We start from the raw sequence: 19,618 nt of genomic DNA on the forward strand, positions 1-19,618 counted from the left end.
AAAAGCCCCGCAGAGCGGGGCTAATGTATCGTCTGACATTCACTGCCTAAAAAAGGCAGACTCAGGTTTCATCATTACCAGCTCAGAATCCGCCCATTCATGACCGGACGCTGATAGCGAATATTAAGCTGGTTGGCAGGCTTGTTGCCCACAATGTAGTTATCGATATGCCCATCGTCCTGTTTATCTTTCTTAAGCTTCTCGTATTCAGCCTGGGAGATTCGAATTCCGAAGGTGGTCGTCTTGCGCTCCCGCCCGGTTTCACTGTCTTTGACCCAGACTGCCTGCGGCACGCCGCGACTGTTGATCGCCTCGGCGATCAGATACCAGCTGCGGCCGCCTGATTCATCGTAAGTTCGCTCCACGCCTGATTTTTCACCAATGCGATCCACGACGATGAAAGTTAAAGGCTCCACAATGTAGGCGTACATTTCATCCAGGCGGTTAAGGGACGCTATCCACTCCGTAGGCACCGCGACATTCATATTTTCGTTTTCGGCCTGGATACGTGCCTGGCCGGCGATAAAATCGCTGACCGTTTTCCTGTCGTGACTGGACAGGGGAAGCCCGAGTAGTTTGTTTTTCTTTTCTTCAAAGAGCGCTGCTCGCTCAGCCCGCTTTTTCTGCTGCTCAATGACGGGGCTGACTTCTGCAACGGCGGCCTCCATCGTTGGGCTATTCTCAAGGATAGCCCGTTTAGCTGCCTCGAATTTGGCCGCAACGTCCGAGGATTGGGCCAGTAAAACGGGGAACTGTGGATCAGTGGTAATCTTCTGCAGTGAGCCGTCAGCCCGAAGCAGGCGGGGAACATCGCCGATTAGGCTACTGGCGTTTTGCAGGAGGTCCCTTTGCCTGTCGTTCAGCGCTATCAGCGCCTGTAACTGCGCCTCACGCTGTTCGCGGGCATCCGCTATGGCCAGCGTTTGTGGCTGCTGGCGCGCAAACTGAGCCAACATGCCGTTTACTTTATCGTCGACGTCGGCTAAAGGCCTGGTGGCCCAGACAAGTGCCGCCTTATTGGCAACATCCAGCGTGCCTTTTATATAGTCGGCAATGCCTGTCAGGTCGTGGCTTCTGTTTATTTGCACCGCGAGGCTACTGTTCAACGCTTCCTGCTGACGATGGGAATCATAAATACGATACCCCGTAAACAGCATGATGCACAGTAGCAGAACACTCAGTCCCTTCAACCACTTAGGGCTTGTCAAATACAGACTTGTGCCAATCCTTTGACTGAGGGTTAACGCCGGGGACTGGTAGCTCAAGCGGTGCTTGAACCAGGTTTTCACACCTTCTTCAATCAACTCGTCATTCACGGCCATGCCCGACTGCTGGTAGTAATCGCGTATGCGCTGGCTGATTTTCTGCCGCAGCAGCGGCAAGTCTAAATGCTCGTCAACGGCAATTTGTTGGGCATGGAGCGCATCGATGATGGCCATCGCCCCCAACTGATCGCTCAGTTTTATCTTATCCATCAGAAACTGTCCGTTGTCCGGTAGCTGCCACCACCCGTTGAAGAGGAAGAGCTAAAACCGCCCCCGGATGATGTGCCGCTTGAACTGCTGCTCCCGCCGGAAGAAGCGCTAAATCCTCCCCCAGACGATGCTCTGCTGGCGTTTGTGCCAGAGGATGAACGAGATGTCCATCCCGAGCCGGAAGAGGAACGGCGGCTGCTGCCAGCGTTGTTATAGCTGCTGGCCGGGGCAGGTCTGGGGCGTTTACGGGAGGCGGCAGAGATTTTCGCCAAAATTTCTCTCAGGCTTTGTTCGCCGTTCATATAGCGCCTGATCTGTTTTTCCTCGCTATCGAACAGCCCCCATTTAAACTCAAGATCGTCATTATTAAGGCCATTCCGATGGAAGGCGCTTTCCAGCGCTTCCGCCAGGCCTAGGTCTTTCCGGGCATTTTCCCGATCGGTTTGAACGGCGGCAATACGCCCGGTGAGGCTTGCCTCCTGCGGAATCAGCGTGCGTATTCTCTCAAGCATAATATCGTCATCAGGCGAGGCGGTTCGCGCCACCAGTTCGCTGAGTTTTTGCTGAGGCAGACGGGACATCTGCTCAGACAGTTGTCGCATAATTCGCTGAAAATTCTCACCTTCTCCGCTGGCAAAGGCCTGTATTTTTAACTGCAGCTGGCTAACTTTTTGCTGACTTACGGTCAGTTTGGCTTCCAGTGCCTCAAGCCGTTGATACAGCTCGGGCAAACCGATGTCCTTTTCGACCCGGCTGACAAAGCCTCTGAACAGCTCATCCCTCGCCGCAGCTTGCTGCTCCAGCGTTTGTAGTTTGGTTTCGGATGCTTTTTGCAGAGCAAAAAGCATCCGGTAATTGGCAGCGTTTTCGTTGAAGCGGCACAGCCCGGCAATCCAGTTGTCGAGATTACGCCGAAGGCGCCATGCGTGATATTTTTCGGTGGCGTAGCCTTTTTCCAGCAGGTAATTGAACAGTTTTTGCTGGCCGTAAACGGCCGTTTTCTCCGCAACTTCAGCCTCAAGTTCAGCGTGAAGCAAGGTTTGTTTTTCAAGTTCGATGGCAAAATTTTCTTTGTCCACCCGCGCCTGTTCGGCCAGCGGATCTGCGGCAAGCTGCGAGTCGCGTTCAGCTTCATGCTGGTCAATTTGTTCATCCAGCGCCACGAGAGCTCGCTGGCGCTGTTGAAAACGCTGTTCTTCAGCCGCCAGCTGTTGACGGGTAAGGTCAATTTCTTTGTTGAGCTGCTGCAGCAGAGTCTGAATGCTCTGCTCATCGACATGCACGGATGAGGACTCCTGCAACAGCACTGTCGCCATTTTTTGATAAAGAGAGGCGATCTGTTGCTGTAAAGAGAGCTGCTGCCCGCGCAGGTCTGCCACGGAGGCTTCTACCGATGAGAGTTGCAGGCGCTGGGTCGCCGTGTTTTGTGCCAGCGCCCGTGCCAGTTTATAGGCTTCCATTTAATACAAGTTCTCCGTAAATCGCCCCGGTATATCGTTGTTTAAATCCCGACATTAGCGAGTCAATTCTGCTTTATTGACAATACTGGTAAAACGGCGCTTCCCGTCTTCAACCACCGCCGCCAGCTCTGCAGCATTTTTCGTGGCTTCGCCGCGCAGCTCTTCAATCATTTTGTAGCTGGATTCCTGGAAGCTGACGATGGCGTTCACCAGAGAGCGCACCGATTCAGCCTTGATGGTTGAGCCGTAACCAGCCCGAAGCCCCGCCTCCAGCTGTTTGGTGCCGTTGGAGGCAATGGTGTTAAGCCCGTCGTTGATGCCAGCTTTCATTGCTTCCAGCGTTTTGGTGCTTTCGTCTAGCCCCTGCAGCGAGGTCATTGAAGCGGAGAGCGCCGTAAAGACGATTTCATTCGTTGCAAAGAAAGTCACGCCCTGGCGGTAAACGCGCTCTTTAATCGCGTTAGTTTGCTGCAGCCGTGCAAATACAGCTTCCGCCGCGTTGTAGGCGATAAGCAGGTTGTCGGTAAGATCCTTGACGATTTGATAGCGCTCATCTTCTTTTTGCATTGCGCGCAGGGCTTCATCCCGGACTAACTCGCGGCGTGAACGCTCTGCGCCGTCAGAGGTATCATTACTGTCGGCGGCGGACTGAGCGTTCAGCAGCGTCTGACGGCATTGTTCTACGCGTTGCTCTGCCACGGTCATGAGCGCCATGGCATCCACATGGGCCTCTTTCAGGCCAAAGCGGAAATCCTGATAGGCGTCGAGAATAACTTTCTCACGGGAGATTTGATCATCGGAGGCTTTGGCCACCTCGAGCCAGGTTTTTTTAATGGCGTTGAAGCGATCCGGAATGGAGCCGCGACGAAGAGTCATCCAGCCGGATTTAATCCGCTCCATCAGGTCAAGTTTTCCGTCGTCAAGCCAGCCCACCATTTGGGTTGCATCCTGGCGGATAGAGTCGAAAGCGGCGACGATTTTTGTCTGGCGGTTGGCAACGTCCATGCTTGAGATATTGTCGCGAACAACGGCGTTAAACGCGCTTTGCTGTTGTAACGTTCTGCCGATGGCGGTAACGCGATCGGTATCCAGGTCCACAATTGCATCCAGTAGCACCAGTACCGGCGCTTCGGCATCTGGTGCCGGCATGATGCCCAGCTTTTGTAACTTTTGTATTGCCCGGGAGGTATAGCTGGCTACGGCAGATGTCATCATCGCTTCCTTTATTGATGTCAAAATATTTCAGCCAGCACTATACCCGGATGTTTTGCCTCTGTAATCACCCCTGCGGGTTTACCAGCCACGTGCCGGAATTCGTTACCACAATAGTTTGCTTGCGGGGCGTTTCGCCGCCGCTCAGCGCCAACAAGTATTTCCCAGCGGGGAGCTGAAGCGACGCAAAACCGTTGGCAGCGGGCGTCAGCTTTTGCGCTTTGCCGTTGACCGCCAGCTGTTCGCCGTCGTTCATTCGAACATACACTCGGGCAAGCGTGCTTTCAGCCGCGGTGGCTACAGGGGCCGGGCTTGCCTGCGTCGGGCTTTGATTAACTGCAAGCGGCGCGGGAGCGGGTTCCGGCGAGCTCACTGAAGGGCTTCCCCGGCCAAAAAGTACCGCGCCAACAATCAGACCCGCGACGGCGCCCGCACCAATTTGCAGGGCAGGTTGATAGCGCTTCCAGAGCGGACGCGTCGCCGTGTTCTCAGGATCTTCTACCGGCACCAGCGCGGTACCCGTTTTTTTATTACCGATCAGTTCACGCACGTCGTCTGGCTGGATATTCAGCAGGGCCGCAAAAGCGTCAATGGATTGGGGGCGATCTTCCGGCTTCAGCGACAGCGCTTTATCAACCGCCTGCAGTAAATTCAGGGAATAGCCCTCGGGCTGGTTTTCCGCGAGCTGGATGCAGCTGTCCTGAATGCTGCGGGCGACGCTGGCTGGCGGTGCATTGCCGGTAATCAGCGTATAAAGCACGGCTCCGACGGCGTAAATATCTGTCCACGGCCCCAGCTGGCTTGCCAGATCGCCGGTGTACTGCTCCAGCGGTGCAAATCCCGGGTGAAGCAGGGTATTGCCTTCATCCAGTGAGCCTTGTCCCCTGCGTAGTGCGCCGGCATTGAGCAGGATGGGCAGCCCGTTATCCTGAATTTGAATGCTTTTCAGCGACAGGTTGCGGTGCAGATGTTCGGCCGCGTGAAGCGTTGCCAGCGCGCCGCAAAGCATGGGCAGCATCCGGCGGATCCACGTTTCATCGATCGGCGACGGCTGCTGCTTTTGCAGTTCATCCAGCGTAATGCCGCTATAAAACAGCGTCACGACGTAAGCGGTATTATTGTCGCTCCAGATGCGCAGCACCTGAGGCAGATTCGGGTGATTAAAGTGCGCCAGCTGACGCGCTTCCTGCATAAAGCCGTTCAGACCGGTGGTGTAGACCAGGTGATCGCGCTCGCTGTGCAGCACCAGCTCCATCACGTCATTGCGCATGACGTAAGCTTTAGGCATGTATTCACGGATAGCCACCAGACGCTCGAGCTGATGATCCCACGCCCGGTAAAGAATACTGGTCATGCTGGCGTCGATGGCTTCCTGAATTTCAAATTCGTCAAAGCGGTAGCCAGGCGGCAGAGCATTGGGCACTTTTGGAATAAAATCGTTATCTATCATGATGTTCTCTGCGCGTAGTCATGCAACATGCGGCGTATTTATTTTTGGGCACGCCAGGCACCCGCGGCCGGGTCGCGCAGCTGCGGGTGCAGGGACTCGACCAGCAACAACGTAATGGCCGTCCCCGGCGTCACCCAGCCGGACCAGAGCTTGCGCACCTCGTTGAGCCGCGTCTGGAGACGCTGTTCATCCAATGCCATGTCGCGAGACACTTCCACGGCAACGGTGCCGCTGGCTTTCCAGCCGTTAATTTCAGGGTGGTAAGGCAAAATAAGCCAGCTTTGCGGTGCCTGTTCACTGCTGACGACCATGCGCTCATTGTTCACGCTGGTGATAAGCAGGCTGTCGGCGTCCGCTGAGGGGTTCAGTCCGCTGACCGGGAAACCGTGGACAAACGTCATCATAATGCGCTTTTCGCCGCCGACGCCGCGCTGCACCACTTCGCTGGTGCCGTTCAGCCAGCCGCCTTTTTCACATTTGCCATTCTCTTTACCCGGAATAAACAGGGAACTGCTGGAGGCATCGCCCTGCCAGAATGTGCGCAAGTGGCAGCCATCCTGTAGGGTGAATTCCAGCCACGGCGTGCGGTCGAGAGGCGTGGAAAGATCTTCCGGGCGCTCATTACGGGTCGCTACCGAAGAAAGCGGGGACTCGATAGTCACTCCCCAGCCGCTGGTTTTGGTGGCAGACCCGCGAGCGAGGGAAGCTCCCTCGGGATCTTCAAGCTGCCAGTTGACGCGCTCAATCTCGCTGCACTGGTTTTCCAGAAGCGCGCCGAGGCGAGGCATGAACGTTTTCAGAATAAGGGGATTTTTATCCCCGTTTGCGACAATTCGAACCGGAAGATCGCTTCCGCACCAGCTTTGCGGGGCATTGCTTTTGATGTTGTCTATCCACACGTCCAGCTTTTGGGACGGCGATTGAACGATGCGGTAGTTCCCTGCCCAGACGGTAGTGGATGCCAGCAGCAACGCCATACCCGAAAGCCAGAGTTTCATAAAAATCCTTGTTAGCCTGTGTGTAAAGAGGGGCTACGTTAACGCCCATACAGGTTGCCGGGCGAGTCGTTGCTACTCTCATACCAAAATCTTTGGTTAGAAAACCCCCGAAGGGGAAGTTTAATTAATGATCCACGTTCCGTTGTCGGCGTTTTGGCAGGCTTTGCTTTTATTATCTACCGCAACGCAGGTGGATTTTTTGGCCGCGCGGCGAGGGCGAGGCCGGTCTTTTTTCAGCGTCTGGGTATACAGCTCGCTTTTTACCAGCGCCCTGAGCGGCACATAGCCCAGCAGTTCTTGTTTATCCTGCTCCGCGATAGCAAACCAGTGATTTTCTACCTCGCCCAGCACCGTGTAGCTTTGGCCGTTTTCAAGTTGGGCCAGCACTTTGCCACCAAAATCGGGTTTGCTCATGATGGAGCCCGGATAAAGCGCACGATACTCGGCGTCAACAGGTGTAAATTCTTTTGGTACTTCAACGATATAGCGGTGAGTCAGGGTGACGCCGTTTACCGTGCTGGTCACAATGGTGTCGTCGGTCATCTTCGGCGGCGGCGCTTTACAGCCGACAACCGTAGTGACAACAAGGAGGACTAACAGGCTTCGCAATTTCATTGAGACGTTCCCTGAGAAAAAGGTTAAAACTCAACCGCCGCGGGAGCAAGGAGCGCCGCACAGGAAAATTATCCACGACGTGAGATACGCCCACGCAAAACGGTGCGGCGGCTTGAGTATCTCGCCGGCGCAAGGAATTCGCGTGGTTTCAGCATAGTAGCGTGATTTTACATAGCCCGGTTAACAATTCAATGGTGTTATAACAGTGGAATAACCTATTACGTACATGAAGGTTTGATGTTGGGTTAGCGCAGTAAAAAATTGGGCTGAGGTAAATGTAATCGGCTCGCCACTTAAAAGGAATGAAAAGTAGGGAGATGGCGGTAATTTTTTGAATTTATTTGATAAATTCAGACTTTTCGTTGTGGTGTTATTTTTATTCTGTGGTCAATGCAAATCGTCTTTTGGGGTTTCCCTGAGGTTATTCTTAAAACAATAAAAAAACATCGGGCCGTCTTCAGGATGCCCGATGAGAAGGCAGAGGTTCAGGCTCCGCTCGATTGAGAAAATAACCGCAAAGCTCGCTCACCTGTTTCATCGATCGGCAGGTAAACCAGCAGCCTTGAACCGTCTCGCGGGGCAGAGTACCAGTTGACCTGTTGCATACCGAAGGTGCCGATCTGCGGATGCGTATACTGTTTGATATGGTTTTCGATATTGCGGATTTCATAGCGCTGCTCCCAGAGCGTTTTAAACGCGGGAGAGGCGGTGAAAAACGACTCCAGCAGCGCTTCCCAGCGCGGGTCGCCGCGGTGCTCGGTGATCCCGGCGCGGAACCAGCCGACAAACTTGGGCAGCACATCTTCGTTACAGTCCACCCGGCTGCGCCAGGTCTCATTGGTCAGATATTGATAAATGCAGTTGCGATGCTCCGGCGGCTCATTGTCGAGATTGACCCCCATTAGCTGGCAAAAATGTGAATTGTAGCCGAGGATGTCGAAGTTCGGCTTCTGGATACTGGCGGGGTTGGGCATCAGGGCGTCCAGCATCCGGCGGGCGGCGGGGCTGAGCCCCTCGCACTGCGCGGCGGCGGGCGCTTCGGACGGAGGCAGTCCGGCCAGAATAAACAAATGACGGGTTTCCGCCGGGGAGCACTGCAGCGCGCTGGCGATCGCCGCCATGGCGCTTGAGGATGGATTCACTTCTCGGCCCTGTTCCAGCCAGGTATACCAGGTTACGCCGATGTCAGCCAGCAGCGCCACTTCTTCACGGCGAAGGCCAGGCGTGCGGCGACGCCCGCTGCGCGGTAGCCCTAGCCGCTGCGGGTCCAGACTTTCACGCCGGGTGCGCAAAAACAGCGCCAGCATTTTACGGCTGTCGTCCAGCGGGCCATGTCGCAGCTCAGGCTGAGTGATGAGCATCACAAATACTCCAGAATAGTAGTGCCAGTACCAGTATAAGCAAGAACTGGTACCCGGTTAAATGTTCAGGGATCCTACGTCGGTATCCTGAACTATGCAATGGAGTCCCTGATGAATAATTCGCCTGTTTCACCCGGTCGTGCAGGCCTGGTGCTGCTGTTGACGGGCCAGATGCTGCCGTTAATCGACACATCTATCACCAACGTGGCGCTGGACTCGATCACCCAGTCCCTCGGCACCACGCCAACCCAGCTTGAACTTATTGTGGCACTTTACGGCGTTGCCTTTGCCGTCAGCCTGGCGGTGGGCAGCAAGCTGGGGGATAACCACGGCCGACGCAGAACGTTGCTCTGGGGCGTGGCCCTGTTCGGTATTGCTTCTTTCCTGTGCGGGATCTCCGGCTCGGTCACCGAGCTGCTGGCGGCCCGGACTCTGCAAGGCATCGGGGCTGCGCTGATCGTGCCGCAGATCCTTGCCACGCTGCACGTGACGCTCAAGGGCACCGCTCACGCCCGCGCCATCAGTCTGTACGGCGGCATTGGTGGGATAGCTTTTATTATCGGCCAGATGGGCGGCGGCTGGCTGGTGTCGGCGGATATTGCCGGGCTGGGCTGGCGAAACGCGTTCTTTATTAACGTGCCAATCTGCCTGTTGGTGCTGGTGCTGAGCCGGTTTTATATTCCTGAAACGCGAAGCGAAAGCCACTCGCGTATTGACTGGCAGGGCACCGTCACGCTCGCGCTGGTGCTGTGTTGCCTGCTGTTCCCGATGGCGCTTGGCCCCGAGCTGCACTGGCCATGGCCGATGCAGCTGATGCTGGTGGCGACATTGCCGCTCGGGTATCTGATGCGCGTTGGCGCGCTTAACCAACAGCAGCGGGGCCTACAGCCGCTGTTGCCGCCAAGACTGCTTAAGCTGGGCAGCATAAGGTTTGGCCTGCTGATCGCGCTGTTGTTCTTTACCTGTTGGTCGGGCTTCATGTTCTGCATGGCGCTGACGCTCCAGTCGGGCATGGGAATGGCGCCGTGGCAGTCCGGGAACAGCTTTATTGCCATGGGCATTTCGTATTTTGTCTCAGCGTGGTTTGCGCCGAGGCTTATCGTGCGCCACTCGCTAAGCACGATTCTGCTGAGCGGGATTGCTATCCAGGTGGTGGGCCTGCTGGGGCTGATATTTACGCTTTACCACTTTGGCACCCATGCAGGTCCGCTGGCTATTGCCCCGGCGACGCTGGTGGTGGGCTACGGCCAGGCGCTGATTGTGAACAGTTTCTATCGCATCGGGATGCGAGATATCGACCTGAACGATGCCGGGGCGGCAAGCGCCATATTAAGCACTCTGCAGCAGTCTGCGCTGGGGCTTGGCCCGGCGGTCCTGGGAGCATTGTTCCTGCATCTGCAGCATCAAAGCGGGGATTACTCCGTGGCGATGATCGGTTTCCTGGCGGCTGAAATCGTGATGATGCTGGCGCTGGCGGTTGCCGCCGTTACCCGCCGTCAGCTTTTGTCCGGGGTGAAAGTCTCTTTGAGATAACGCCCCGGCGGCTGGCCGATAATTCGGGTAAAAGCAGTGGTAAAGCTGCTGGCGCTTTGATAGCCCATATCATACGCCACCTGGGTTATCGGCTCACCGTTAACCAATTTCTCCACCGAACTGATAATCCGCATTCTTTCCCGCCAGCGGGTAAAACTCATCCCGACTTCGCTTTCGAAGAGACGGCCTAATGTTCTGGGGCTGATGAAGGCAACGGCTGCCAGCTGCACCAGCGTTTTGTTGCAGGCCGGATCTTCCCGCAGCAGGCTGGTGATTAGCCTCAGCCGCTTATCTTTACCCTCAGGCACAAACAGATCGGTTTTCAAAACTTGCTTGCGCAACTGGAAGTGCAGCAGTTGTGCAATGAGCTCAAGTTGCGCGCCCGAATCGACGTGGTGTTGAATCGCTAAGGCTTCTTTGGCCAGTTCCGTCAGCAGGTTGGAGGCGACGATAAGCGAGCTATTTTCCGGCAATTGCAGCTCAAATCCTTGCCTGAAACGCAAATTGATCAGCCGCGAACGCTCGGTGTAAAGCGCCCTGTGTAGCAGGCCCGGCGGCACCCAAATGCCGTTACCGGGCGTAGCCAGCCACCAACCGGTTTCGTTTTGCAGACGAAGAGTGCCTTCCAGCGTCACGCTTAACTGGCCGTGTATATGGCGGTGAAACGTCACATCGTCACCCCGGTGATGGGCCATGTCGGAAGCAGCGATAGCCACGGATAGGGCGTCTGGCATGTTGGCACTCCTGCGAAGTGTTTTGGCGAATTAGCGAAAGAATTATCTCATTCTTTTTCTGATAATGCCTGCATCGAGAAAATTAGAGGAGAACAAGATGAAAACATTACGCTTCGTAGGTATCGCCGGTAGCTTGCGGGTAGATTCCGCTTCCCGTGCATTGCTCAACAGCATTGGTGAAATGTTGCCTGAGCAGAGTCATTTTAGCGTGCTTGATATTGGCGCCATGGAACATTACTGCCAGGATCTGGAAAAGGGGGAATTACCGGAGCCGGTGGTAAGCGCCCGCCGGTTAGTGGCTGAGGCCGATGCGGTGATCATTACGGTACCGGAATACAATCACGGCATGCCCGGCGTACTCAAGAATGCGCTCGACTGGCTGTCTCGGCCGGTCAGAGCCAGCTGTATGCTGGGAAAATATGTCTTTTTCGTTTCGCAGTCGACCGGCGCGCTTGGCGGCGTCAGGGCGCAATACCAGCTGCGGGAAACGCTGGCCTCAATGCTGTGCAATATGGTGCCGCTGCCGGAGCTGGCGGTCAGCTTTGCGAATCAGAAATTAGAGAACGGGCGTTTAATTGATTCCGCCACGGCGGCGTCTATTCGTACCCAGCTTGTCGTCTTTATTAAGGCGGTAGAGCAGAATAGCACAAACCGTTAACGACGGATTTATCGCCTTTTATGGCAACAAAATAAGGATGAAATCCATACATGTGTGTGGATTTTTTTTGCCAATAACATCCCGATAACTAAGCGAATTACCGCTAATAATACCCGTAATACAGGATGTATTATTCGGCGGTGTTATTTTTATAATATTTGATTTTATTTGGTTTTTTTAATTAAAAAAATCATTGGCATTAATTGTATGGATTAATCAGGATGTGAATGAGATTTTAAAATATCGTGAAAGTGGGTTAACATAGATGTACTTCATTCACCTGCGATGCAATAGAATTATTATGCCTGCAATGAAAAAGACAATTATTTCTCTGACAACACTGGCGTTATTTGTAAGCTCGGCTAGCTACGCTAACGCGGATTCCACGCAAAAAACTGACTTCCTGCTGATTGGCGGCGGTATTATGAGCGCCTCTCTCGGGACGTGGCTCCAGGAGCTGCAGCCGGACTGGAAACAGGTCATGGTTGAGAAGCTTGATGGCGTGGCGCTTGAGTCCTCTAACGGCTGGAATAACGCCGGTACCGGGCACTCGGCAAATATGGAACTGAACTATACGCCGGAGCGCCCGGACGGTTCTATTGACGTCAGCAAAGCGCTGGAAATTAACGAACAGTTTATGATTTCCCGCCAGTTCTGGTCCGCACAAATTCAGCGCGGTATTTTGAACGACCCGCATTCATTTATTAATTCCACGCCGCACATGAGTTTTGTCTGGGGCGATAAAAACGTTGAGTATCTGACCAAGCGCTATGACGCGCTGCAGAAAACCACGCTTTTCCAGGGCATGAAATTCTCCACTAACCACGAGCAAATTAAACAGTGGGCTCCGCTGGTGATGGAAGGGCGCGACCCGAATCAAAAAGTGGCGGCGACCTGGACACCAGTAGGGACCGACGTTAACTACGGTGAAATTACCCGCCAGCTGATCGGCAGCCTGAAAAAAAGCCCGAATTTCTCCCTGCAAACCTCTTCTGAAGTCACCGACTTCAAACGCAACGGCGATAATTCCTGGCACGTCACCATCAAAGACGTGACCAGCGGCAAAGAGCACGCCATCGACGCGAAATATGTCTTTATCGGGGCAGGCGGCGGCGCGCTGAAACTGCTGCAGGAAACCGGCATTCCGGAATCGAAAAACTACGCCGGTTTCCCGGTGGGTGGCTCCTTCCTGATGACCGAAAACCCGGCGGTAACCAGCCAGCATCTTGAAAAAGTGTATGGCCAGGCCTCCGTGGGTGCACCGCCGATGTCCGTGCCGCACATTGATGCCCGCTTTATCGACGGCAAGCGCGTGGTGCTGTTCGGGCCGTTCGCGACCTTCTCTACCAAGTTCCTGAAAAACGGCTCTTTCTTTGATCTGCTGAGCACCACCACCACCAGCAACTTTATGCCGATGACCGACGTAGGTCTGGATAACTTTGACCTGGTGAAATACCTGATTGGTCAGGTGATGCTGAGTGATGAAGACCGCTTTGAAGCGCTGAAAGAGTACTACCCGCAGGCGCGTAAAGAAGACTGGAAACTGATTCAGGCCGGCCAACGCGTGCAGATCATCAAAAAAGATGAGAACAAAGGCGGCGTCCTGAAGCTCGGTACCGAAGTGGTTGTTGACCAGCAGAAAACCATTTCTGCTCTGCTGGGCGCATCACCAGGCGCGTCTACTGCGGCACCGATTACGCTGAACGTGCTGAAGCAGATGTTCCCGCAGCAGTTCAACTCGCCTGAGTGGCAGAGTAAGATCCGCGCTGTTGTACCAAGCTACGGTCAGGAGATGAACGGCAACGCGGCGCTGACGCAAAAAGTGTGGGATGACACCGCGGCCACGCTGCAGCTGACCAAACCGCCGGTCATTCAAATGAACGACCAGAGCGCAACCCCGGTAGCAAAACCAGCCGAAGCGAAAGCGGACGCGGCTACCCAGCACGACATGGCACTGTAAGTTAACGCCTCAGCCAGCCTCTGTTACGACAGAGGCAATGATAAAAAAAGCCAGCCGCAAGGCTGGCTTTTCTATTTCAGTTGCCGTTACAGCCCGCGTTTATCCATCAGCAGGGCAAGGTCAACCAGGCGGTTAGAGAAGCCCCATTCGTTGTCGTACCAGGCCAGGATTTTCACCAGGTTACCGCCAATCACCAGGGTCGAAAGCCCGTCAATAATCGAAGATCGCGGGTCGCCCTGATAATCGCTGGAAACCAGCGGCTCATCGCTGTAGCCCAGAATGTCTTTCAGTGGGCCAGCTTCAGCGGCTTTGCGGAACGCGGCGTTCACTTCTTCCGCCGTGACATCGCGTTTGAGCGTCACGGTTAAATCAACGATTGACACCACTGGTACAGGCACGCGTAAAGAGTAGCCTGTCAGGCGACCGTCAAGCTCGGGGATAACCTTGCCGAGGGCTTTAGCCGCGCCGCTGGAATACGGCACAATCGATAGCGCTGCCGCACGTGCACCACGCAGGTCTTTTTCCGGTTGATCGTGCAGCGCCTGGCTGTTGGTGTAGGCGTGAGTCGTGTTCATCAGGCCGTGTTCAATGCCGAATGCCTGATGCAGCACCTGCGCGGCAGGGGCCAGGCCGTTGGTGGTACAGCTGCCGTTGCTGACCACAAAGTGTTTCTGCGGATCGTAACTTTCGTGGTTCACGCCCAGCACGATAGTCAGATCGTCGTCTTTGCCTGGGGCAGAAATGATCACGCGTTTTGCGCCGCCGTGGGTAATGTGAACTTCAGCTTTTTCGCGGCTGGTGAAAAAGCCGGTGGCCTCGATAACGACATCTACGCCGACCTCGCGCCATGGGATCTGCGCCGGATCTCTTTCGCTGAAAACGCGAACCGGCTTGCCGTCAACGTGGAGCAGCCCTTCGGAGGCTTCCACTGGCGCAGGCAGTTTACCCATCAGCGAGTCGTGTTTTAACAGGTGCGCAAGGGTTTTGCTGTCCGTCAGATCGTTGATGGCCACGATCTCAATATTGGGGTTACCCAGGGCAGCGCGCAACACGTTACGTCCGATTCTGCCAAAACCATTAATCCCGACCTTAACCATGATTCACTCCTTCTCTTGAATGTCTGAGGTCAGAGTAGGCGCAGAGTGAAATGGCGTAAATGACAAAAAAGGATCAATTCATGCCAATTTCCGGCAGTGGAAGCGCTCGCGGTATTCCCCCGGCGTGAGGTGAAGCTGGCGCTCAAAGACGCGGCGCAGGTTAATGGCGGTGCCAAAGCCCGAGGCGCAGGCGACCCGCTCCAGGGTGTCGTTCGACTGTTCAAGATGATGGCGGGCGGCGGCCAGCCGGGCTTCTTCCACATAGCGGGCGGGCGTGACGCCAGTTTCACGGGTAAAGACGCGGGTAAAATTACGCGGACTCATGGCGACCCGTTCCGCCAGTTTTTCCACCGATAAATCATCCCCCAGGTTATCCAGCAGCCAGTCCTGGAGCTGACTTATCGGCCCGGTATTGGCTGCCTGGCGCAGATGATAGCGGCTAAACTGTAGCTGACCGCCGGGGCGATGGAGGTACATCACCAGATCCTGGGCCACATCCCGCGCGAGGGTAAAGCCGTAATCCACCTCAACTAACGCCAGCGTAAGGTCAAAGCCGGAGCTCACGCCGCCGGAGGTCCACACCGGGCCGTCCTGAATATACAAAGGGCCGCCTTCCACTTTGATTTGCGGCCACCTGGCCTGCATCTCTTCCAGCATTCGCCAGTGGGTGGTTGCCCGGCGGCCATCCAGCAGCCCGGCGCGGGCCAGCAGCATCGCACCGCCGCACACGGAGGCAATGCGCTGAGTATTTGGCGCGGCGCGGCATAACCAGTCGACCACCGCGCTGCCTTCCGGCTCGCTCTGGCCTTTGCCGGTTATCATGATGGTGTCGCGGGGCTCATTGGGGGCGAGGTCGGCCAGCCTGTGGTCAGCCAGCAGGTTCAGGCCGGACATGCCGTGCACGACGTGATGAGGTTGAGTGGTGGCGATACTGATGCGGTAGCGAGGCTCGGTCAAGGCGTCCGCATGCAGGCGGTTAGCCTGCATCAGAATATCGGCGATACCGGCGGCTTCGAACAGCATGCCGCCGTCAGGGACAATTATCAGGATCGTTTTCATGTCCTGAAAAGTACGCTTTTAACAAATTAAGTCAAGTGGGCTAGTTGTAATGCCGCTGTCCCCAGGCCAGGGCGGTTTCAATCAGTCGGGCTAGCACCTGCTGGAATTGGGCTCCTTTCTCGTCAGACCAGGCAAAACTCTCTTCATCCATGTAGCAACACTGCGCCACTTCCAGCTGTACCGCATGGATATTTTGCTCTGGCGCACCGTAATGGCGCGTGATGTATCCGCCCTTGAAGCGCCCGTTCAGCACTTTGCTGTAGCCGTTGAAATGCTCGCTGGTTTTTAACAGTTCAGCGCTGAGTACCGGATCGCAGCTGGTGCCGTCTGCGGTGCCGAAGTTAAGATCCGGCAGGCGGCCTTCGAACAGGCGAGGTACCACGGATTTGATGGAATGCGCATCCCACAGCAGCGCATAGCCAAAGGTTTCTTTCAGCCTTGCCAGTTCCTGGGCCAGCGCCTGATGATAGGGCTGCCAGATGTTGGTCAGGATATCCGCTCTGGCCTGCACATCGGGGGATTTTCCCGCCTCGAACAGCGGTTCACCGTCGAAAAAAATGTCCGGGTAAAGCCCGGTAGTGGCGGTGGTGTACAGCGGCTTATCGTCCGACGGGCGGTTCAAATCCACCACGTAGCGGGAGTAGTTGGCGCTGAGTATGCTGGCACCCATCTCGCGTATAGGCTGATAAAGTTTGGGAATATGCCAGTCGGTATCTTCCAGTTTTTTGGCCCGCGCCGTCAGCCCGTTTGCCACTTCCGGCGTTAACTGTGTACCGGGATGCGGCATGCTGATCAGCAGCGGCAGCTTGCCCTGATGAAGCTCAAAGCCCTTAATCATTCCACACCTCTTTACCTTGATAGATAACCTGTTTGGAGAGCGTGCCGCCCAGCCAGTAGCTCAGCTCGGCGGGATGGTCTATTTCCCAGGCAACAAAGCTGGCTTCTTTCCCGGCTTCAAGAGTGCCCGTTTTCTCACCGATCCCGAGTGCGCGCGCCGCATTCAGCGTCACGCCAGCAAGCGCTTCTTCCGGCGTCAGGCCAAACAGGGTGCAGGCCATATTCATCATCAGACGCAGGGATTGCACCGGGGAGGTGCCCGGGTTCAGGTCGCTGGAAATGGCTATTGGCACATGATGTTTACGCAGCAGCGCCACCGGCGGCTTCTGCGTTTCGCGCAGGAAGTAAAATGCGCCGGGCAGCAGCACGGCGGTCGTGCCGTGTTTTGCCATCAGCGTAATATCGTCCTCGCAGAGATATTCCAGATGGTCGGCGGAAAGCGCATTGTGGCGGGCGGCAAGCCCCGCGCCATGCAGCAGCGAAAGCTGTTCGGCATGAAGCTTAACCGGCAGGCCCAGCTCATGAGCTTTCACAAAGACACGCTCAACCTGCGGCACGGAAAAGGCCAGGTGTTCACAGAAGGCATCGACGGCGTCAACCAGCCCTTCGCGATGCAATTCCGGTAGCCAACGTTCGCAAACGTCGGTGATAAAATCGTCGCTGCGGTCTTTGTATTCCGGGGGCAGGGCGTGTGCAGCCAGGCAGGTACTGTAAATCGTCAGCGGCAGACTTTGCGCCAGCTGGCGGACAACACGCAGCATTTTTCGCTCGTCTTCAAAGCTGAGGCCGTAGCCCGATTTCACTTCCAGAGTCGTCACGCCGTCTTTACGCAGCGCATTGATACGGCGACTGGCGCTTGCCAGCAGCTCGGCTTCGCTGGCCTGACGCGTGGCTTTCACCGTGCTGGCTATCCCGCCGCCTGCCGCGGCAATATCCGCGTAGGTGGCACCGTTCAGGCGCATCTCAAATTCCTGGCTGCGGTTGCCGCCGAACACGCTGTGGGTGTGGCAGTCGATAAGGCCGGGGGTGACGAGTTTACCCTGAAGGTCGCGTTCTTCGTCGTGGGACTGGTTTGGACGCTGCCTTTCGGGGCCAATCCAGGCAATTTTCTCGCCTTCGGTCAGCATCGCTGCGTCTTCGATAATATTGTACTTGCCGCTGACCATGGTGGTGATGCGGCAGTTACGCCATAAAATCCGCATAAGATCTCTCTCATCAGGACGGGGCACGACGAAAGCCGCGCCCCAGGGGAACGAACTACTTTGCCAGCATCGGCAGGTTCAGGCCGTGCTCTTTGGCGCACTCAATAGCAATATCATAGCCCGCATCCGCGTGACGCATCACGCCGGTGGCCGGGTCGTTGTTCAGCACGCGGGCAATACGCTCCGCCGCTTCGTCGGTACCGTCGCAGACGATAACCATGCCGGAGTGCTGTGAGAAGCCCATGCCGACGCCGCCGCCGTGGTGCAGGGAAACCCAGGTCGCGCCGCTGGCCGTGTTCAGCAGGGCGTTCAGCAGTGGCCAGTCGGACACGGCATCGGAGCCATCCTGCATCGATTCGGTTTCGCGGTTCGGGCTTGCCACCGAGCCGGAATCAAGGTGATCGCGGCCAATGACGATAGGGGCGGACAGCTCGCCGCTTCTGACCATTTCGTTAAACGCCAGGCCCAGTTTTGCGCGCTGGCCGAGGCCGACCCAGCAGATACGCGCCGGCAGACCCTGGAAGCTAATACGCTCTTTGGCCATGTCCAGCCAGCGGTGCAGGTGTTTGTCGTCCGGGATCAGCTCTTTGACTTTGGCATCGGTGCGGTAAATATCTTCCGGGCTGCCGGAGAGTGCGGCCCAGCGGAAAGGCCCGATCCCACGGCAGAACAGCGGGCGAATATAGGCCGGCACAAAGCCCGGGAAATCAAAGGCGTTGCTGACGCCCATCTCTTTGGCCATCTGGCGGATGTTGTTGCCGTAATCAAAGGTAGGAATGCCCTGCTGCTGGAAGGCGAGCATCGCTTTCACGTGCTCCGCCATGGACGCTTTCGCCGCCTGAGTGACCACCGCAGGCTCAACGGCTGCGCGCTCGCGATACTCTTCCCAGCTCCAGCCAACGGGCAGGTAGCCGTTGAGCGGGTCGTGGGCGCTGGTCTGATCGGTGACCATGTCCGGGCGCACGCCGCGCTTCACCAGCTCAGGCAGAATTTCTGCCGCATTACCGTGCAGGGCAATAGAAACAGCTTTCCCTTCGCCGGTGTAGCATTTGAGGCGGGCGAGGGCGTCGTCCAGATCTTTAGCCTGCTCGTCGACATACCCGGTGCGCAGGCGGAAGTCGATGCGTGACTGCTGGCATTCAATGTTCAGTGAACAGGCACCGGCAAGGGTAGCGGCCAGCGGCTGCGCGCCGCCCATGCCGCCGAGGCCCGCGGTGAGCACCCAGCGCCCGGTTAGCGAGCCGTTGTAGTGCTGGCGGCCTGCTTCCACGAAAGTTTCATAGGTGCCCTGCACAATGCCCTGGCTGCCGATGTAGATCCACGACCCGGCGGTCATCTGGCCGTACATAGCCAGGCCTTTGGCGTCCAGCTCATTGAAGTGTTCCCAGTTGGCCCAGTGCGGCACCAGGTTAGAGTTGGCAATCAGTACGCGAGGGGCGTTGGCGTGGGTTTTAAAGACGCCAACCGGCTTGCCGGACTGCACCAGCAGGGTTTCATCGTCATTCAGGGCTTTAAGCGCTTCGACCATTTTGTCGTAGCACTCCCAGTTTCTCGCCGCCCGGCCAATGCCGCCGTAAACCACCAGTTCTTTCGGGTTTTCAGCCACATCCGGATCGAGGTTATTCATCAGCATGCGCAGCGGGGCTTCCGTCAGCCAGCTTTTGGCATTCAGCTTTGTGCCGCGTGGCGCCCTGATTTCAACATCACGATAACGAGAAAACTCACTCTTCATGGGGTTCACCTTGTTTTGAGATAACGGGGAAAGTGCTCACGAAAAATACCATGTCATCTTTTCGTTTGCTTGTATATACATGATTAGCACATTTGATGCCAGGCACGAAAAACATTTTATTGTCCTTTTAAATCAACATATTAAATAATAAATGATAAGTAGTTACATCATATATTGTTTCTTTTTCGACCTCTTGCGCACCATTTTGGCGCTCTTTACAAAGAGATTGATCCTT

Annotated in this window: 16 protein-coding genes; 3 read left to right on the forward strand and 13 right to left on the reverse strand. The window is 55.9% G+C overall.

The window, feature by feature from the left end; genetic code table 11:
- Positions 1-74 precede the first annotated feature (74 nt).
- The 7 genes from F3J28_RS04525 to F3J28_RS04555 all read right to left on the reverse strand — a co-directional run bounded on the left by F3J28_RS04525 (position 75) and on the right by F3J28_RS04555 (position 8,571).
- A complete protein-coding gene (locus F3J28_RS04525) occupies positions 75-1,475 on the reverse strand; it encodes a DUF6384 family protein (protein ID WP_166873153.1) in 1,401 nt (466 codons plus the stop codon).
- A complete protein-coding gene (locus F3J28_RS04530) occupies positions 1,475-2,935 on the reverse strand; it encodes a coiled-coil domain-containing protein (RefSeq protein WP_166873156.1) in 1,461 nt (486 codons plus the stop codon). The genes F3J28_RS04525 and F3J28_RS04530 overlap by 1 nt, the downstream gene beginning before the upstream one ends.
- Positions 2,936-2,989: 54 nt before the next feature.
- A complete protein-coding gene (locus F3J28_RS04535) occupies positions 2,990-4,150 on the reverse strand; it encodes a merozoite surface protein 3b (RefSeq protein ID WP_286177920.1) in 1,161 nt (386 codons plus the stop codon).
- Between the two features lie 64 nt (positions 4,151-4,214).
- Positions 4,215-5,597: a serine/threonine protein kinase gene (locus tag F3J28_RS04540; protein ID WP_166873159.1), complete on the reverse strand. Its 1,383-nt coding sequence runs from the start codon at positions 5,595-5,597 to the stop codon at positions 4,215-4,217.
- A 38-nt stretch (positions 5,598-5,635) separates the two neighbouring features.
- Complete coding sequence (locus F3J28_RS04545) at positions 5,636-6,595, reverse strand: hypothetical protein (RefSeq protein ID WP_166873162.1); 960 nt, start codon at positions 6,593-6,595, stop codon at positions 5,636-5,638.
- A 120-nt stretch (positions 6,596-6,715) separates the two neighbouring features.
- Positions 6,716-7,210, reverse strand: a complete 495-nt coding sequence (locus F3J28_RS04550; protein ID WP_166873165.1) for an SH3 domain-containing protein — start codon at positions 7,208-7,210, stop codon at positions 6,716-6,718.
- A gap of 485 nt (positions 7,211-7,695) precedes the next feature.
- Positions 7,696-8,571: a helix-turn-helix transcriptional regulator gene (locus tag F3J28_RS04555; RefSeq protein WP_166874436.1), complete on the reverse strand. Its 876-nt coding sequence runs from the start codon at positions 8,569-8,571 to the stop codon at positions 7,696-7,698.
- 111 nt (positions 8,572-8,682) lie between these two features.
- On the opposite strand from F3J28_RS04555, the gene F3J28_RS04560 reads away from it, so the two are divergent.
- Positions 8,683-10,104, forward strand: coding sequence for an MFS transporter (locus tag F3J28_RS04560; RefSeq protein WP_166873168.1), 1,422 nt, complete (start codon positions 8,683-8,685; stop codon positions 10,102-10,104).
- On the opposite strand, the gene F3J28_RS04565 is transcribed toward F3J28_RS04560, so the two are convergent.
- Entirely contained in the window at positions 10,068-10,838 is a 771-nt protein-coding gene (locus F3J28_RS04565) for a helix-turn-helix domain-containing protein (RefSeq protein WP_166873171.1), read from the reverse strand. The two genes, F3J28_RS04560 and F3J28_RS04565, sit on opposite strands and share 37 nt — an antisense overlap.
- 97 nt (positions 10,839-10,935) lie before the next feature.
- Here F3J28_RS04565 and F3J28_RS04570 point away from each other — a divergent pair, with 97 nt between their 5' ends.
- Both F3J28_RS04570 and mqo read left to right on the forward strand, forming a co-directional pair.
- Positions 10,936-11,496 (forward strand): NADPH-dependent FMN reductase, encoded by a 561-nt coding sequence (locus F3J28_RS04570; RefSeq protein WP_166873174.1) that lies wholly within the window; start codon positions 10,936-10,938, stop codon positions 11,494-11,496.
- 301 nt (positions 11,497-11,797) lie between these two features.
- The gene (gene mqo, locus F3J28_RS04575; RefSeq protein WP_205246635.1) at positions 11,798-13,456 is read left to right on the forward strand and encodes a malate dehydrogenase (quinone); all 1,659 of its coding nucleotides are present in this window, start codon (positions 11,798-11,800) and stop codon (positions 13,454-13,456) included.
- Between the two features lie 86 nt (positions 13,457-13,542).
- Here the strand turns inward: mqo and gap are convergent, their stop codons facing one another.
- The 5 genes from gap to hutU form a co-directional block, all read right to left on the reverse strand.
- Positions 13,543-14,553: a type I glyceraldehyde-3-phosphate dehydrogenase gene (gene gap / locus F3J28_RS04580; RefSeq protein WP_166873177.1), complete on the reverse strand. Its 1,011-nt coding sequence runs from the start codon at positions 14,551-14,553 to the stop codon at positions 13,543-13,545.
- Positions 14,554-14,631: 78 nt separating this feature from the next.
- Positions 14,632-15,612, reverse strand: coding sequence for a GlxA family transcriptional regulator (locus F3J28_RS04585; protein ID WP_166873196.1), 981 nt, complete (start codon positions 15,610-15,612; stop codon positions 14,632-14,634).
- A 40-nt stretch (positions 15,613-15,652) separates the two neighbouring features.
- Positions 15,653-16,450: an N-formylglutamate deformylase gene (hutG, locus tag F3J28_RS04590; protein ID WP_166873199.1), complete on the reverse strand. Its 798-nt coding sequence runs from the start codon at positions 16,448-16,450 to the stop codon at positions 15,653-15,655.
- Positions 16,443-17,651, reverse strand: a complete 1,209-nt coding sequence (gene hutI / locus F3J28_RS04595) for an imidazolonepropionase (RefSeq protein WP_166873202.1) — start codon at positions 17,649-17,651, stop codon at positions 16,443-16,445. The genes hutG and hutI overlap by 8 nt, the downstream gene beginning before the upstream one ends.
- Positions 17,652-17,706: 55 nt before the next feature.
- Complete coding sequence (gene hutU / locus F3J28_RS04600) at positions 17,707-19,383, reverse strand: urocanate hydratase (RefSeq protein WP_166873205.1); 1,677 nt, start codon at positions 19,381-19,383, stop codon at positions 17,707-17,709.
- Positions 19,384-19,618 lie beyond the last annotated feature (235 nt).

The organism is Enterobacter sp. Ap-1006 (assembly GCF_011752835.1).
Classification (GTDB): Bacteria; Pseudomonadota; Gammaproteobacteria; order Enterobacterales; family Enterobacteriaceae; genus Cedecea.